This window comes from Saccharospirillaceae bacterium, assembly GCA_022448365.1.
Classification (GTDB): Bacteria; Pseudomonadota; Gammaproteobacteria; order Pseudomonadales; family Oceanobacteraceae; genus Bacterioplanoides.
Genome location: JAKVCS010000005.1, coordinates 391,152 through 407,902, shown reverse-complemented (window position 1 = coordinate 407,902; position 16,751 = coordinate 391,152). Strand labels below are relative to the sequence as shown.

Annotated in this window: 15 protein-coding genes; 7 read left to right on the top strand and 8 right to left on the bottom strand. The window is 51.1% G+C overall.

Annotation, left to right across the window (positions count from 1 at the left end; genetic code table 11):
- Nucleotides 1-359: 359 nt before the first annotated feature.
- Nucleotides 360-1,661, bottom strand: coding sequence for a tyrosine--tRNA ligase (gene tyrS, locus MK185_15760; protein ID MCH2042086.1), 1,302 nt, complete (start codon nt 1,659-1,661; stop codon nt 360-362).
- A gap of 146 nt (nt 1,662-1,807) precedes the next feature.
- Between tyrS and MK185_15755 the strand changes: the two genes are divergently transcribed.
- Complete coding sequence (locus tag MK185_15755) at nt 1,808-3,091, top strand: peptidoglycan DD-metalloendopeptidase family protein (protein ID MCH2042085.1); 1,284 nt, start codon at nt 1,808-1,810, stop codon at nt 3,089-3,091.
- Entirely contained in the window at nt 3,088-4,200 is a 1,113-nt protein-coding gene (locus MK185_15750; protein MCH2042084.1) for an anhydro-N-acetylmuramic acid kinase, read from the top strand. Before MK185_15755 ends, MK185_15750 begins: the two co-directional genes overlap by 4 nt.
- 132 nt (nt 4,201-4,332) lie before the next feature.
- On the opposite strand, the gene MK185_15745 is transcribed toward MK185_15750, so the two are convergent.
- From MK185_15745 to argC, 5 genes are read right to left on the bottom strand one after another with little or no spacing between them, the layout of a single operon-like run.
- Nucleotides 4,333-4,890, bottom strand: a complete 558-nt coding sequence (locus MK185_15745) for a hypothetical protein (protein ID MCH2042083.1) — start codon at nt 4,888-4,890, stop codon at nt 4,333-4,335.
- A 22-nt stretch (nt 4,891-4,912) separates the two neighbouring features.
- A complete protein-coding gene (erpA, locus tag MK185_15740; protein ID MCH2042082.1) occupies nt 4,913-5,260 on the bottom strand; it encodes an iron-sulfur cluster insertion protein ErpA in 348 nt (115 codons plus the stop codon).
- 53 nt (nt 5,261-5,313) lie between these two features.
- The gene (locus MK185_15735) at nt 5,314-5,742 is read right to left on the bottom strand and encodes a polymer-forming cytoskeletal protein (protein MCH2042081.1); all 429 of its coding nucleotides are present in this window, start codon (nt 5,740-5,742) and stop codon (nt 5,314-5,316) included.
- Nucleotides 5,743-5,745: 3 nt separating this feature from the next.
- Nucleotides 5,746-6,489, bottom strand: a complete 744-nt coding sequence (locus MK185_15730; GenBank protein ID MCH2042080.1) for a hypothetical protein — start codon at nt 6,487-6,489, stop codon at nt 5,746-5,748.
- 37 nt (nt 6,490-6,526) lie between these two features.
- Nucleotides 6,527-7,558 carry an N-acetyl-gamma-glutamyl-phosphate reductase gene (gene argC, locus MK185_15725; GenBank protein MCH2042079.1) on the bottom strand — a complete coding sequence of 344 codons (1,032 nt, stop codon included), beginning with the start codon at nt 7,556-7,558 and terminating at the stop codon, nt 6,527-6,529.
- A gap of 173 nt (nt 7,559-7,731) precedes the next feature.
- On the opposite strand from argC, the gene MK185_15720 reads away from it, so the two are divergent.
- The 5 genes from MK185_15720 (at nt 7,732) to MK185_15700 (ending at nt 13,544) form a co-directional block, all read left to right on the top strand.
- A complete protein-coding gene (locus tag MK185_15720) occupies nt 7,732-9,462 on the top strand; it encodes a chloride channel protein (protein MCH2042078.1) in 1,731 nt (576 codons plus the stop codon).
- A 47-nt stretch (nt 9,463-9,509) separates the two neighbouring features.
- Nucleotides 9,510-9,932: a protoporphyrinogen oxidase HemJ gene (gene hemJ, locus MK185_15715; protein MCH2042077.1), complete on the top strand. Its 423-nt coding sequence runs from the start codon at nt 9,510-9,512 to the stop codon at nt 9,930-9,932.
- Between the two features lie 104 nt (nt 9,933-10,036).
- Nucleotides 10,037-11,338, top strand: a complete 1,302-nt coding sequence (gene hemL, locus MK185_15710) for a glutamate-1-semialdehyde 2,1-aminomutase (protein MCH2042076.1) — start codon at nt 10,037-10,039, stop codon at nt 11,336-11,338.
- A gap of 17 nt (nt 11,339-11,355) precedes the next feature.
- Nucleotides 11,356-11,973, top strand: coding sequence for a hypothetical protein (locus MK185_15705; GenBank protein ID MCH2042075.1), 618 nt, complete (start codon nt 11,356-11,358; stop codon nt 11,971-11,973).
- Between the two features lie 83 nt (nt 11,974-12,056).
- Nucleotides 12,057-13,544 carry a methyl-accepting chemotaxis protein gene (locus tag MK185_15700; protein ID MCH2042074.1) on the top strand — a complete coding sequence of 496 codons (1,488 nt, stop codon included), beginning with the start codon at nt 12,057-12,059 and terminating at the stop codon, nt 13,542-13,544.
- Nucleotides 13,545-13,559: 15 nt separating this feature from the next.
- Here MK185_15700 and MK185_15695 read toward each other — a convergent pair whose 3' ends face one another.
- Both MK185_15695 and mrcB read right to left on the bottom strand, forming a co-directional pair.
- Nucleotides 13,560-14,105, bottom strand: coding sequence for a hypothetical protein (locus MK185_15695; protein ID MCH2042073.1), 546 nt, complete (start codon nt 14,103-14,105; stop codon nt 13,560-13,562).
- Between the two features lie 220 nt (nt 14,106-14,325).
- On the bottom strand, nt 14,326-16,695 hold the full coding sequence (mrcB, locus tag MK185_15690; GenBank protein ID MCH2042072.1) for a penicillin-binding protein 1B: 2,370 nt from the start codon (nt 16,693-16,695) through the stop codon (nt 14,326-14,328).
- Nucleotides 16,696-16,751: the final 56 nt, after the last annotated feature.

The following is a 16,751-nucleotide window of genomic DNA, read 5'->3' as shown; positions in this document are numbered from 1 at the left end:
GAGTTCTTACTTGAAATTTTGTGTGCCGACTCACTCGAAAGAGCAAAATCAGCGTGTCTCCACAACACCTCAGTAAGTACCCACACGAATTGTCTAAATACTTTGTTAAAGAACTTCGCTTCGCGTTTCTCTCGAAGCGGGCTGCGCATTTTAAAGATCTAAATCTTAATGTCAACCACTTTCTTTCTGACCTTTCCGGCTACTGCCGCATCGTTCAGAGCGGGGCGAATTATATAGTGATAAATCACTGAGTCAACCCCTTGTTTTCCTTAAGTTTTTCAGTCGCTTTACAGCGGCGTCTCAACTCAGGAGCGGCGCATTATAGAGATATCAAATGCACCGTCAACACCTTTATTCAATTATTTTTGAATTTCGAAAAGGTGGTATTTCTTCTTACCTAACTTCACCAAGAAGAAGCGACCAAACAGAGCTTTGCCAGCTGCGAACACATCGGCACAGTTCATGTTGTCTTCCATCCCCTTGGCTTCATTGTTGACCAAAACAGCATTACGACCCAACGCATCTTTTACCTCGCGCCCAGCCTTTACCATACCGCAATCAGTAAACAGCGAGGTCATTGGCGTATCTGCCAACCCGTCTAAAGACAAGTCACTTGAGGGCAAGCCGTCCAGCTTAATCTGCTCCAACTCGGCTTCAGATAAGTCCGCAAGATCACCAGAGAACAACGCCTGAGTAATACGTTTAGCCGACTCCAGTGCATCATCACCATGAACCAGACGGGTTACTTCTTCTGCCAATACTGGCTGAGCGGTTTTACGACCCTGGATTTCCGCATCAGTCGCTTCGATTTCCTCAATCTTCTCAACCGGCAGGAAAGTGAAGTAACGCAGGAACTTATATACATCTGCGTCGGCCGTATTCATCCAGAACTGATAGAAGGCATACGGAGAAGTTTTCGTTGGATCCAGCCAAATAGTACCGCTTTCAGTTTTACCGAATTTGGTGCCATCAGACTTAGTCACCAGCGGCAGGGTTAAACCAAATACCTGCTTACCGTACATACGGCGAGCCAGATCAACACCACCGACAATGTTACCCCACTGATCTGAACCACCGATCTGTAATGTACAGGCATCACGATTGGCCAATTCAGCAAAGTCGTACGACTGCAGCAACATATAAGTAAACTCAGTAAAAGAGATGCCGGCACCTTCGCGCTCAATACGCTGCTTAACCGATTCTTTCTGAATCATATTGTTTACAGAGAAATGCTTACCGACATCTCGCAGGAAGTCGAGCACATTCAGATTACCAACCCAGTCCAGGTTATTGACCACGTCTGCTGCATTTTCTGCGTCGTTAAATTCGATAAAAGCACTGACCTGCTTCTTCAGCTTTTCTACCCAACCGGCAACCACTTCCGGGCCATTGAGTTTACGCTCAGCGGCCTTGAAACTTGGATCTCCAATCAAACCGGTGGCACCACCGACCAGCGCAATTGGCTTATGACCGGCTTGCTGGAAACGCTTCAGGGTTAACAGCGGCACCAGAGAACCGATGTGTAAACTGTCTGCAGTTGGATCAAAGCCACAATACAAAGTACGACACCCTTGTTGCAGATGTTCTACCAGTTCTTCATCAGCGGTTGCCTGATTTAACAGGCCGCGGGCTTTTAAATCTTCAATCAGAGCAGCAGTCATGGGACTCTCGAATCGTGTCAAATTTTCAGGGACGGTGAACATACCTGAACAAGGTGCAAAATCAAGTTTGTAAGGAGTAAGACATAATGCCTTTCATTGGTTAAACTTCCCCGGCATTACCTTATAAAGATAGGATATTCAGTTACATGGCTCTGCCCGGACGCTTGCAGTATTTTCCCGTTAGCCACCTTGCCGGGGCGCTGGGCTTATTCCTGACCTTGATGATTGTGAGTTTCTGGCCAACCAGCGCGCCAAAGAACCTGCAGCAGACCCGCATCGTGGTCGAAATCCCGGAAAAAGAACAACCACCCCAAACGCCAGAAGAAAATTGGCAGGAAGCTCAGGTGCGTGCCGGCGAGAACCTGTCGTTGTTGTTTGATCGTTTTAATCTCAGTGCGGTTGATGTGTTGGAAATTGCTGCAGCTGCCCCTAAGCAAGCGATCCGCTTACACCCGAATCAAACCCTACGCTGGGTCACGTCTGGCGATCATCGTATTCAGAAGTTTGAAATCATCCTTTCTCCCCTGGCACGCCATAGTCTGGTGCGCGATGCCGAAGGCAAACTGCAATATGAATTGCGGGAACGAAACGCCGATTATCGCCCTCGCTTTGCCAGCGCCACTATCGATAATTCGCTCTTTCTCGACGGAGGCAGAGCGGGTGTACCTGAGCAGATATTGATTGAACTGGCTGGCATATTCGGCTGGGACATCGACTTTGCACTGGATATCCGCCAGGGCGACCGCTTCAGTCTGATCTACGAAGAAATTTTTCTCGACGGTGAGAAGATTGGCAACGGCAACATTCTGATTGCGCGCTTTCATAACCGCGGTCGCGAAATTACGGCGGTACGTTATGAAGATGCCAAAGGAAATGCCAACTACTACACGCCCACTGGACTCAGTATGCGCAAGGAGTTCCTGCGCAACCCGATCGACTTTGCCCGAATCAGTTCACGCTTTAACTTACGCCGCAAACACCCGGTTTTAAACAAGATTCGAGCTCACCGCGGGACCGATTACGCCGCAGCACGGGGCACTCCAATCAAAGCAGCGGGGGACGGTAAGGTAACGTTTGCTGGTCGCAAAGGCGGTTTCGGAAATGTTGTGATTATCCAACACGGCTCACGCTATCAAACGTTATATGCGCACCTGAGCAAATTCGGCCGCGGTGTTCGCAAAGGCCGGAAAGTGAAACAAGGTAAGATCATCGGCTATGTTGGCAGCACCGGTCTGGCAACAGGTCCGCATCTGCATTACGAATTTCGTGTAGACGGTGTTCATCGTGATTCATTACGTATCAAGCTGCCGCAGGCACGTTCTATTTCGAAAAAACAGAAAGCCGATTTTCTCACGAAAGCATCCAGCCTGGTTGAATGGCTCAATAGCCATAACCCACAATCACTGGTTGATGCGATGGATAACTCATGAGTTTATTTATCGGTTTAATGTCCGGCACCAGCGCTGATGGGATGGACGCGGCCCTGGTTCGATTTGAAACGGGTAGAGCCCCCGAACTGGTTCACGCCTGTGGTCTGGCATACGAGCAGGCGTTCTCGCAACAATTGCGTCAATTGGCAATCACAACTGAAGCCAGTGTCGAAGAGCTGGCATTACTCGATCGCAAGATCGCTAAACTCAGCGTAAAGGCGGTTCGTCAGCTATTAACTGAAGCCAACGTCGACGCCAGCTCAGTCAGCGCCATTGGCAGCCATGGTCATACCTTGCGCCATAAAGCATTGCGCAGCCGTCGTTTAGCCGATGGCTTCAGCTGGCAAGTAGGCGACCCTAGCTGGATTGCGGAACACACCGGTATTTGCTGCATCGCTGATTTCCGCCGCCGTGATATTGCTGCTGGCGGTCAGGGTGCTCCTCTGGTTCCGGCCTTCCACCAAGCCTGCCTCGGAGCATCCGGTGATCCGCGCATGGTTCTGAATATCGGTGGCATCGCCAACCTCACTGTATTAGGTGATCAGCTAAGTGGCTTTGATTGTGGTCCGGGCAATGCACTGATGGATGAATGGTGCTGTCTTCAATGGCAGGAATCTCAAGACTGCAACGGCGAACGAGCGGCGACAGGCAAGGTGATTGCCGAGCTGCTGACGAAGTGGCAAAACGTAGACGAAATCTGCAGCTACCTACAACAACCACCACCGAAAAGTACCGGACGAGAGTTATTTAACTTAGAGGCACTTGGCGACCAACTGAATAATTATGACGCCCACGATGTACTGGCAACGCTGTCACAATACAGTGTTGATGCCATTGCCAATGCGGTTGAAAGGTATGGCCACTGTGCCGGAGAGATTTTGGTGTGTGGTGGCGGCGTTCACAATCCTGACCTGATGCAACGCATTCAGGCCGCATTGCCTCATCATCGGATTCACAGCACTGCCAGTGCTGGTATCCATCCTGATTGGCTGGAAGCGATGGCATTTGCCTGGTTAGCTCACCAGACGCTGAATCACCTGCCAGGAAATGCACCCCAGGTTACCGGAGCTGACGACTTAAGAATTCTTGGTGGTATTTATCCCGCATGATCCCGGTTTAAGGCGGTATTGATTTTCAGCCACCACATCTGTGCAACATCACCACCGCCAAATACAGATGCAGCGATCCGTTGCTACTGTGGGATTTAATACCGGTAAAAATAAATAACCGGTTGGCACACATCAGAAGTATGCGTAGCCGGCTCCATTTAAGCGCTGAACCTCATCACCGCCGAATGGCACCGCTTCGAGAAACGGAGGCAAGTCACCTTCCGTGAGATTGTTATCGCCCATCCAGCGGCGGCAGACTTTCAGGTCAACCACGTTGAAAGCATCCAGACGAGCGGCCAGATCAACCAGCTCTTTGTTGTCGCGGTAATTACTGCGTTTGAAGATGGCGATTTCTGCACCATGCAGCACCAATGCTATCGGGTCTCTGGTGCTGTATTCATCTGCTCCATTAGCGATTTGCTCAGCCCGAGTTAATAAGGAACGCAGCTCTTCAGCGGTGTGTAACTTTACCAGTGCCTGCAGCCGTTGAGGGATCTGTTGTTTCGGTGCCGCATTGGCAACGCTGGGAGACTTAATCATCTCCTGAGGAAGTTCACTGCGCGGTACAACCGGACCAGGCTTTTCCTCAGCCATAATCGGCTTCAGCTGCGCTTGTGCACTAACGCATACAGAGAATAACAAGAGGCCCCGAACGGTAGCTTTGAATAGTGAAGAACCGGTCGTAGGCATAAAATTACTCCGCAAAAAATGATCAGATCGAGAAAGACGAACCGCAGCCACAGGTCGATGTTGCACCCGGATTATCCACGGTAAAGCGCGATCCTTCGAGGCCTTCCTTATAGTCAAGCACTGAGCCTACCAGATATCCGTAGCTGAGCGAATCAACTAATACCCGCACACCATCATATTCCACGGCAAAGTCATCGTCTGCGCGTTCATCATCAAAGGTAAAACCATACTGGAACCCTGAACAACCGCCACCGGTAACGAATACTCTCAGACATAACTCGTCATCAGCCTCTTCCAGCAGTAACTCACGGATTTTACCTTCAGCAGCTGCACTTAACTCGAAGGGTGTGGCTTGTTGTACGGCACTCATATACATTCCAGAGCTGGTTTCAGACGTCGAAATTATCGACTTTACCCAGTGTTTCAGTCAACTTTCGCCTCAGCACCAGACTGTTCTTTAGCGATTTCCACCGCCTTCTTAGGCTGCGTACCTTTCGCCTGGTGGTTCAATTTGCCATTAACCTGAGCACCCAGAACCATTTCCATAGCCTTGTAGTGCACATCACCAGATACCTGAGCTTTCTGCGCCAGCTCGATATAATCAACCGCATGCACATCACCTATGACTTTGCCGTTGATCACGATGTTCGGCGCTGAAATGTGGCCTTCCACACGACCTTTATCGCTGACACGCACGACTGCGCCGCTGCCGGCTTCAGCGAACAAATTGCCTTTGATGACGCCATCAACATGCAGCCCACCGGTGAATTTCACATCACCTACGATTTCAGTTTTTGACGAAATCAGTGTGTCGTAATGGGTATTAGCACCCTTGTCTTTGCTGCTAAACATTAATTAAGCCTCTCCTGTTTCGGGCCATTCAATCGATTGTTCTACACGTTGTGCTTTGCTACCAGTGGACTGAAGTACCACCTGAACCTGTTCAGGTAAAAATTGCTGCGGTAAGGTCAGGCTGCCAGTCACTTCCTGGAAGTAACGGAAACGGAACTTCACCCCCAGATCACTGACTTTGGTATCGAGATCACGAAGAGGCAGTATTACTTTTTCGCCAGCTTGATTACCAACGAAGTTCACAGCGGCAAGTCCGGCTATAAAACTGCTGTTGTCAGCCACCTGAGTCATCATAATGGAATACTTAAACTGGCCAGGCGAATCTGCAGGTTGAATCGTAATTTTACTGATGCGCAGACCTTTATCTTTGCTGCTCGGCGCCATAATGCCCTTGTAGAATGACACCTCCTCTTCAAGATTGGAGATCTGAGCTTTCAGCTCTTTAACCGTCTGGCGAATACCTTCATTGGCTTTGCGATCCACTTCGCCACCTTTTTCCAGCACACCGACACGCTGACTGAGGCGGGAAATCTCTCGCTCACCGTCCACCAGCTCATTCTGCAAAGAGTCGCGCTCCAGCGTCAGTTGCTGAATCGAAGACATGCTGTCGAAGACGCCACCCAAATAGCCGCCACCACCAATCGCCACCAGCAACAGCAAAGTAAATAACCACTGTCGCAAGCGCTGCCCGGGTTTGTAATGACGAATAACCAGCTGTTCCTGTTGGCTACCTTTTACCACTGCCATCTGGGGTTCCTTTAATTTTTCTCTTTGCTGTTCTTACTCACGGAAGCAGAGCAACCTGCTTTAAACCGGCATCTTCATCCAGGCCAAACATGATGTTCATATTCTGAACCGCCTGACCGGATGCACCTTTTACCAGATTGTCGATCACAGATAACACCACTATCTGGCCGCTTTGCTGATTATAATGAATCGACAATCGACACATATTGCTGCCTTTAACACTGCGCGTCGCAGGATGACTACCCGCTGGCATCACATCTACAAATGGCTCAGCGGCGTAACGTGCTTCAAACAATGCTTGTAAATCTTCTGTTAAATCAGGCGCTTGCGCATACAGTGTAGAATGAATTCCACGAATCATGGGTGTCAGATGGGGAACGAACGTCAGCGCAACCTCATCACCCGCAGCACGAGACAGGCCCTGCTTGATTTCTGGCAGGTGACGATGACCCGCAACAGCGTAGGCCATCATTGATTCGGAGCTTTCGCACAGTAACGAGCCTACCTTCGCACCACGACCAGCACCACTCACACCGGACTTACAATCGGCGATCAGGGTTTGTTTCGGCAACAGGCCTTTTTCCAATAATGGAATCAATGCCAACTGAACAGACGTTGGATAACAACCCGGCACAGCAATTAAGCGGGCCTCTTTGATCGCTTCACGATTCACTTCTGGTAAACCATACACTGCTTCTGGCAACAGGTTTACAGCGCCATGCGGCTGGTTGTACCACTTTTCCCACTCCACGGCATCTTGTAAACGGAAATCGGCAGACAGATCGATAACTTTGGCCCCCGCATCCAAGACCTCCTCGGCAAGCGCATGAGCAACACCATGCGGGGTCGCGAAAAACACCACATCACAGGCACCCAGTGTTTCGGCATTAGGTACAGAGAATCGCAAGTCAGTGTGGCCACGCAGATTCGGGAACATGTCCGCTACCGGCATACCTTCCTCGCTTCGGGACGTGATAACGCTGAGTTCAACGCCCGGGTGGTTAACCAGAATTCTGAGCAGCTCGACACCGGTGTAACCCGTGCCGCCAACAATACCGACTTTAATCACAGTGAAACCTCACATTTTTGGCCTTGTTCGACCAACGCTCCTGTAATTGCGTTGATCAGGGGCAGCCGTCGATGGAAAAAGGAGCTTATAATACTGATTCTGGCGAATAACGGCACCCGCCAAACACAGGATTACTTAACAGAATCAAATTCTTATGAGCAACGGATAACTCAGTGAGCGCTATCAGACAGCTTTTGCAACAACGTTGGTTGACCCATATCAGCCTATCGAATAACCAGATTGGTCTGGCGTTGCTGTCATTATTGGTGGGATTGGCCAGTGCTGGCGTTATTACCTTATTCCGGTTTGCTATCGAGCTGCCTCTGGTGGAATTCCTGCCGATGACCAGCGAAGAGGATTACGAAGCGCTGGCGCCTTATCTGCGTGTTGCCCTGCTACTGGCTGGCGGTGGTTTGTTGATTGCTATCTTCACACCTCTATCAACCGAGTTACGTTCTCTTGGTGTTGGCCACGTATTGCTGCGGATGGAACGGCACCAGGGTTATATGCCACTACCCAATCTGTTACTGCAATGGATCGCTGCCGTTATTGCATTATTGAGTGGTCATAGTGTTGGCCGCGAAGGGCCAGCGGTCCATTTGGGTGCAGGTACTGCCAGTCAGATCGGGCAACATTTTCACCAGGCTCATCATCGACTGCGGATTCTTGCCGGTTGTGGCGTTGCCAGTGCTATTTCGGCCTCGTTCAATACTCCAATGGCAGGTGTTATCTTCGCCATGGAAGTGGTACTGCTGGAATACAGTATCCGCGGATTTATTCCGATTATTCTGGCCTCGGTTGCCGGTGCGATTGTGAGTGAAGCAGTGTTCGGTACAGAAACCGCCTTTGTAGTCCCCGCTTTCGATATGAAATCGCTGCTGGAAATTCCTTACATTCTCGCACTGGGTTTGATGGCTGGTCTTACAGCTGCAGCCTTTATTAACTCGATCAAACTGTTTCAGAAATTAAACCATCTACCTCTGTGGGTGAAATGGGGGGGCTTAACCTGCACCACGGCAATCGCCAGCCTGTGGCTGCCGCAGCTAATGAGTATCGGCTACGACACAGTCAACCATGCTCTGGCAGGTAAGGTAGTGGTGATCACTTTGTTTGCCTTACTGGCTGGCAAACTGTTGCTGGCAGCATGGGCCGCAGCAACGGGCTTTCCGGGGGGATTGATCGGGCCGAGTTTATTCATCGGTGCTGCTCTTGGTGGCATCCTCGGACAATTATCGGCCTGGTGGCTACCCGAGTATCCGGTGTCAGTCGGTTTTTACGCGATGTTGGGAATGTGCGCCATGATGGGGGCAACCCTGCGCGCACCGTTGGCTGCACTGGTTGCTTTACTGGAGCTGACTGCAAACCCCAACATCATCATGCCAGGGATGCTGGCAATTGTTGTGGCAAGCCTGGTGGTGAGCGAAGTATTTCGTCTACCGTCGGTATTCCAGGTACTGATGGGCAGCAGCCCTCTGGCGCAAACACCCTCGCCAGTGCAACAAATGTTACGCAATACCTGGGTGGCGCAGGCCATGAGCCGCGATATCTCTTGTGTCGACCGTCATATTCATCACGACAACGCAGAGATGATTCTCCGTGAGCGGCCAGAATGGCTACTGATCGAAAATGAGAATCTGCTGTTATCCACCGCCGACCTGGCGTTGGCCATGGTGTATGACGCCGAACACGAGCGCCCGCCAACACTCGATCTGATTGCTATGCCCGGTGATCGTGAAGAAGTAGGCCGCATCTCTCTCAAGGCAAATTTACAAGATGCCTTAGACCAGATGCAGGCGAGTCAATTACAATGGTTGGCGGTATATCGTGATACCGGTGAGCAGCGATGCGTGGGTGTGGTATCACGCGAGCGCATTGAGCACTTTTATCGTTACCAACCGAATTAGAAAACAACGACAGACCGGTAAACAGGTCTGCGTAACGGAGCAACCTGATGCTGTGGGTGAAAGCCTTCCATATTATTGCGGTAGTGACCTGGTTCGCCGCCATTTTTTATCTGCCTCGCTTATTTGTTTACCATGCCAGCGCTGACGACGCCGTTTCTCAGGAACGGTTCAAGATTATGGAGCGTAAACTGTATCGCGGTATTATGATGCCCTCGATGGTTATCGTCGTGGCATTGGGTATCTGGTTACTCACGTTTAACGCGTCTTATTATTTTTCCAGCGGCTGGATGCACGCCAAGCTGACAGCCGTCGCACTCTTGCTGGTTTACCATTTTTATTGCGGCCATCTGGTGAAGGTTTTCCGTGATGATTTAAACCAGCGCACTCATGTATTTTACCGCTGGTTTAACGAAGTGCCGGTATTTCTGCTGGTGTTTATTGTCATCATGGTGGTGGTTAAACCGTTTTAAACCCGCTGCTGGCATAACGAACGACACACAGGGTCGCGGTCTCACCACTAATAAGAGCTACACCCAACATTTTTTAAAGCATTGAAAACAGAATCGAGAAATTTATGTCCTACTCCATCTCACAATCTGAACAACTTTTTGCACAGGCTCAGAAGCATATTCCGGGTGGCGTGAATTCCCCGGTTCGTGCTTTTAAAGGTGTGGGCGGCACTCCAATCTTCTTCGATCACGCTAAGGGCGCTTACGTTCACGATGCCGACGGCAATCAATACATCGACTACGTTGGTTCGTGGGGACCAATGATTCTGGGCCACAGCGCACCGGTCATCATCGAAGCGGTTCAGGCACAAATGGTTAACGGCCTGAGCTTTGGCGCCCCAACCGGCATTGAAACCACCATGGCCAGCGAAGTCTGCAAACTGATCCCATCGATGGATATGGTGCGCATGGTGAACTCAGGTACCGAAGCGACCATGAGTGCAATTCGACTGGCTCGTGGCTTTACCGGTCGCGACAAACTGGTGAAGTTTGAAGGTTGTTATCACGGCCACGCAGATTCCCTGTTGGTCAAAGCCGGTTCCGGCATGCTAACGCTTGGCGTACCAACCTCTCCCGGAGTACCCGCCGCGGTAGCGGAGAACACGGTGACCCTGAACTACAACGACCTGGATTCGGTCAAAGAATGCTTTGCACAGATCGGCGATCAGGTTGCCTGTGTCATCATCGAACCGGTTGCTGGCAACATGAACTGCATTCCACCGAGTAAATCCTTCCTGCTGGGTCTGCGCGAATTGTGCGACGTACACGGTATTGTGCTGATTTTTGATGAAGTCATGAGTGGCTTCCGTGTGTCTCTCGGTGGTGCGCAGCAGTGGTACGGCGTTACTCCTGATATGACCTGTCTGGGTAAAGTGATTGGTGGTGGTCTGCCGGTAGGCGCTTTTGGTGGCAAACGCGAAATCATGGAATATCTGGCGCCATTAGGCCCGGTTTATCAAGCAGGCACTCTGTCTGGTAATCCATTGGCGATGGCAGCTGGCCTGGCGATGCTGAAAGCCATTCAGCAGCCGGGGTTCTACCCGCAACTGGAGGCACGTGTTAAACAAATGCTGGATGGTTTCCAGGCAGCCGCCGATAAACGAGGGATTCCGTTCTCCAGCAACTCCGCAGGATCGATGTTCGGTTTGTTCTTCACCGAATTGGATGAAGTGACCTGCTTTAAAGATGTGGCCGAGCAATGTGATGGCGAACGGTTCAACCAATTCTTCCATGGCATGCTGCAACAGGGTGTGTATCTGGCACCGAGTTCGTTCGAAGCCGGCTTTATGTCGATCGCGCACAGCGAACAAGACATCGAAGCAACCATTGCCGCAGCAGAACATGTCATGACGAACCTGAAAGGCTAACGGAGCGGGATAACCTGGTGAGCATCCATCCTTTTATATTGTTGATTACAGCAGCGGTGTTGTTATGGCAGAACCGCTTACAGCCGGCCGACCAGGATCACCTCCCTGGTAACGGAAATCGCGCGGCCTTGTTCGCCAGCAGCTTGATGTTTCTGCTGGCGGCGACGCTTGTCATTATCAATGAATCAGCTCCCGGCATAGCGGCGAATAAAGACTTCAACCAGCTGGTCGGGTTAATGGAGCAGCTGGCAGTTTACGCTGCGTTACCCCTGATGGTGATAAACGGTTTAGCCAAAGCAATAGGCTATGACTGGGATCGTGGCATCTGGGGCCGCATTTTATTGGCGATATGTGCCATGTTTGCCCTCACCCGCACCACAGAGTGGCTCGAATACTGGCTAATGGTTGTGCTGGCTGTTGGCGTGATTACATTTGCGCTGCCCATCCTCAAACGAAAAGATTGGACCTTCAGTGCGATCCTGCTGTTTTGGTTGGCCCTGTGCCTCAGTTATTTCGGGCTGGATCTGCGCTCGTCTCTGGGGGATCCGGGCCAGCATTGGAGTTGGCTGGGGCTGACTTTACTGCCTTATGTAATTTGTAGTGATCGTTGGTTATCTCTTACCGATTCTCGATAGCAGAATATAATTCCTGACCTACACTTTGAGTAGTAATTGTCGCTTTGTGACATCGATTCAAACTTCAGGATCAGGATTTCACTGTGAGCCAAATCTATCAGAATTTCTATCGCCAGGCTGATGCCTTCTTTACGGTAATAACTGCCGCTTTGTTTGTGATATCACTTCTGTTGGCCAGCTGGTACAACACCTGGAGTGAAGCCCTGTTAATTGGTCTGCCAGCACTATTGATCCCCATCGCCATCAGTAAAGCGGCGCCATGCAGTCGCTGGTCACGGATTGCCTTTGGCGTATCCCTGATGATTTTTGCGGCACTGCAGATTCACCAGGCGCATGGCATGCTGGAAATGCATTTCGGCATCTTTGTGCTGCTGGCAATGTTGCTTTACTACCGTGATATGCTGCCCATCCTGGCGGCTACTGGCACCATCGCCGTGCATCATCTGCTGTTTAATTACTTACAGGAAAGCGGTGCCAATGTTTGGGTGTTTGAAAACCGCAGCGGCATCAATATCGTGCTATTGCATGCGCTGTTCGTGGTCGTTGAATCCGGTGCGTTAATTTATCTGGCGCGCAAAAGCTGGGACGAATTTCAGCAGAATGCTGAACTGGCGGAAATTGGTGAGCACATCAGCAAACATGGCGAGATCGATCTGACCTTCCAGGTTGAGGACCCGCAAGGCCCGTTTACCCGCTCGTTTAACGAGTTTTTTATGCTAATGAACGACCTGGTGAGTCAGGCCAATCAGCTGTCGATGAAAATTAACGATGTTGGCGAAGACTTCTCCCGCACCACACAAACCATGAGTGAAGGTGCCAACACCCAACACAGTGAAACGGACCTGATCGCAACTGCAACCACTGAGATGACGACTTCGATGAGTGAAATCAACAACCACTCTCGTCAGGCGGCCGAGGCGGCTCAGCAAGCCAATGATGTATCCATCGAAAGTGAAAAAGGCATCAGCGCTGCGCGCAACACCATTGAGGACCTGGCCAACAATATTGATCGTGCTAACGAAGTGATTCAGAACCTCGATAGCGAAAGCAACAACATTGGTTCAGTGTTATCGGTCATTCAGGGCATTGCTGAACAAACCAACTTGCTGGCATTAAACGCAGCAATTGAAGCCGCCCGTGCCGGCGAGCAAGGCCGTGGCTTTGCCGTCGTGGCAGACGAAGTGAGAACACTGGCCTCCCGCACTCACGAGAGTACTGAAGAAATTCAGCGTATGATCGAACGCTTACAAAAAGGGTCAAGCGAAGCCGTTGGGGCCATGGACACCAGTAAATCCGGGGTACATTCCAGCGTCGATCAAATCACACTGACCAGTGAGCGACTGGCAAGTATGAAGCAGGCCGTCAGCGATATTTATCATATGAATCAGCAGATTGCCCGCGCACTGGAAGAGCAAAACTCTGCCATTGGCGAAGTAAACGGCAATCTCAGCACCATTCGGGATATTAGCGAAACAACCTCAGAACAGGCCAGCGATGCCAATCGCAGCGCCGGTCAGCTAGTGACTATGGCATCGGATCTGCGTGGCCTGCTGACACAGTTCCGGGTCTGATTACCGACAACACAGTTACCGGGTAGCACGGGCACGTGCTTCCCGGGCCTTTTGCCCTTTTCCTTGTGCATCCAGCGCATCCGCCAACAACCAGTTCAGCCGTCGCGTCAGATTCTGATCCTGAGTGGAAAACACCTTCGCTCGTAACAGCAACTGCTCTGCCTGGCTTGCCTGACCCAGACGCAGATTCACCCAAGCCTGACGATACAACACCGCTGCATTCCGCGGCTGAATCTGTCGTGCCTGATCAAGGTATTTCAGTGCTTTACGCCATTGACGTTTCTGTCGCGCCTGCTCCGCCTGATGAAACAGAGCCGCAATCGCCGGATGATGATTTCCCTGTTCCAGCGATGCCAACAACAGAGACTCACGGCTCACCGAATCATTGCGAGTCACAGAGGGTGTCGCCTGACGACTGACATCCGGTAATGATGCCGAGCTGACTTCATAATCGTCCGGTTGTTTCGGTGGTGCAGAACAAGCGATTAACGCCACAACCCCCAGACACATAAGCAAGGGTTTAAAGGCAGAAACAGCAGGCGGAGCGTAATGACCAATCAAGAGAACAACCTTCCTAAAAGAAACAGCAGACCATCGCTTATTTCAAGCCCGGGTCCAGATCAAAGCGCCATGATGAAGGGTGGTAGAAATAAAGTACAGAATGACATCGTGGCAACGCGACAGTGCTGCACTATCGCCCTATTATCACCCGATTATCGCCCTGCTAAACCCACTGGATCTGCCGTAACCTATGATAGGTATGATTGATCTCTCTATTGTCTCAGAACAACCAATCCAGCCAGCCAGACTTTTCCTGTTCTGGCCGTGGCACGGCCTTCGGCGCACGACAACCATTACGCTGCACCTGGACCCGCTCACTGACAAAAGGGTACAACTTGCCGGAACAACCGTCCTGTAGTTGATTGCCCTGCTTATCAACCGGTAGCCAGATTAATTCACTGTCTGGTTGCAATGGCTCAACACCAACCTGCTTGAAAGTACTCAGCCATATCGGTAATGCGGCACTGCTGCCTGCAAACGGCATTGGTTGATTATCATCTCGACCAACCCACATCACGCCTAAGTAACGATTATCGAACCCCGCGAACCAGGCATCGCGCTGATCATCACTGGTGCCGGTTTTCGCCGCCAGTGGTCCACCCAGTTCTTTATCCAGTCGCTTGGCCGTGCCTCTCAGCGCCACCTGCTCCATGCCGTACCTCAGCCAGGATATTTTTTGTGGATCGAATCGTTGTTCACCTTCAATTGCGTAAGAAGATAACGTACTACCGCGTGCCGTGGTAACCGCTTCAATGGCACGCAACGGCGTGGCGAAACCTTGCGAAGCAATGGTTTGATACATGCTCGCCACTTCCAGCGGCGATGCATCAACGGCCCCTAGTAAAATCGATGGATATGGTGGAATTTCTTTTTTCAGACCCAGCTGCTGAAAGGTATTTACCACATTTTCCAGACCCACTTTCATGCCCAACCTTGCGGTTGACTGGTTAAGAGAACGCGCCAGTGCATCGGCCATCGGCAAGGTGCCATGACTTTTGCGATCGTAGTTTTTCGGTTGCCATACCTGATCACCCGGTCCGGCGACACTCACCGGGGCATCACTCACCGGGCTGCCCCAGTGATACTGGCCGGAATTCAGTGCGGTTAAATACACCGCCGGTTTCGCCAGCGAGCCAATCGAGCGTTGCATGCTCACCGCACGGTTATAGCCGAAAAACTCGGTGCGTCGGGAACCTAATAATGCCCTTACTTCGCCACCATCCACACTGGTGATCACGGCTGCCGTCTCAAGCTGCCCTTTTTGTCTGGGCTGCCAGCGTTCGAGACTCTTCAGATGCCCGAGTGCAGCTTTCTCCAGCGAGTGCTGCACCCATGGGTCGAGCGTGGTGAAAATCCGTAAACCTTCGTTCTGCAGATCCTCCAAACGATAATCGCGCTGTAATTGTTTCTTCGCCAACTCAAGAAAGGCAGGATATTCTCGCTGCCCGGCTCGCCGGGAATTGGCGGTTTGTAACGGCTGCCCCTGAGCCAAAATGCGTTGTTTCTCTGAAATAATGCCGTTTTCAGCCATTAACCCCAGAATTAAATCGCGTCGGTCACGGGCACGATTAGGATTACGCTTCGGGTTGTAATACGACGCTCCCTTTACCAGACCAACCAACGTGGCAATTTCCGCAAGATTTAATTCGCGCACCGATTTTCCGAAATAAAAACGCGCGGCTAAACCGAAGCCATGAATCGCCCGGCGCCCGGCCTGACCCAAATAGACCTCATTTAAGTAAGCCTGGAGAATTTCTTCTTTGGAGTAATGCAGCTCCAGTAGTAGCGCCATAAGTGCTTCCTGAGCTTTGCGCTTCAGCGTGCGCTCGCTGGTTAAAAAGAAGTTTTTAATTAACTGCTGAGTCAGCGTAGAACCACCCTGAACAAAACCGCCAGCCCGGACATTCGCCAGCATTGCCCGGATAATACCCCGGAAAGAAACGCCCCAATGTTCAAAAAAGGCTTTATCCTCGGTGACAATTAACGCGGCAATTAATGTTGGTGGCACATCATCGAGAGTGACCAGTTCACGATCTTCGTTGTGCGCCGGAAAAATCCCGCCGATGTATTGTGGCTCGAGGCGCATCAGCGCAATGTCATCGCCGGTCATTGAACGAATGTGTTCAACCTGCTGATCCTCAAACGCAACCCGAACATGCTGCGACGGCTGCGAGCCATCCCAGAACGGAAAAGCGCGGCGGTGAATAATCCAGTCATCACCGCGGCGAGCGAACGTGCCCGGCACAGCAGCATCCGCTGACTGCTTGTAATCAGCCCATTTTAATTCCGCTAACAATTGGCCTTTATTCAGTTCTAAACCCGGATACAACACCAGTGGCCGGGCATAAACTTTGGCTGGCAGATTCCACTTTTTGCCATCGAACTGAGCACGAACCTGGGCATCGAGGTACACCATATAAGCCGCCAGCCCAACAACCACGATCAAGGTCAAGCGCCAGAACCAGCGCCAGAATGAAAAGGGCTGTTTAGCGAATTTACGTTGAGGTTCAGAGCGTGTCTGAGCAGACTTCGCACGAGATTTCGCAGGTTTGCGTTTATTATCTGAAGAAGGGGAATTTTTGGCGGACATCCGACAGCTGCAATCCACAATGAAAACGATCTGCGAATAATATCAGCTGCCGGATA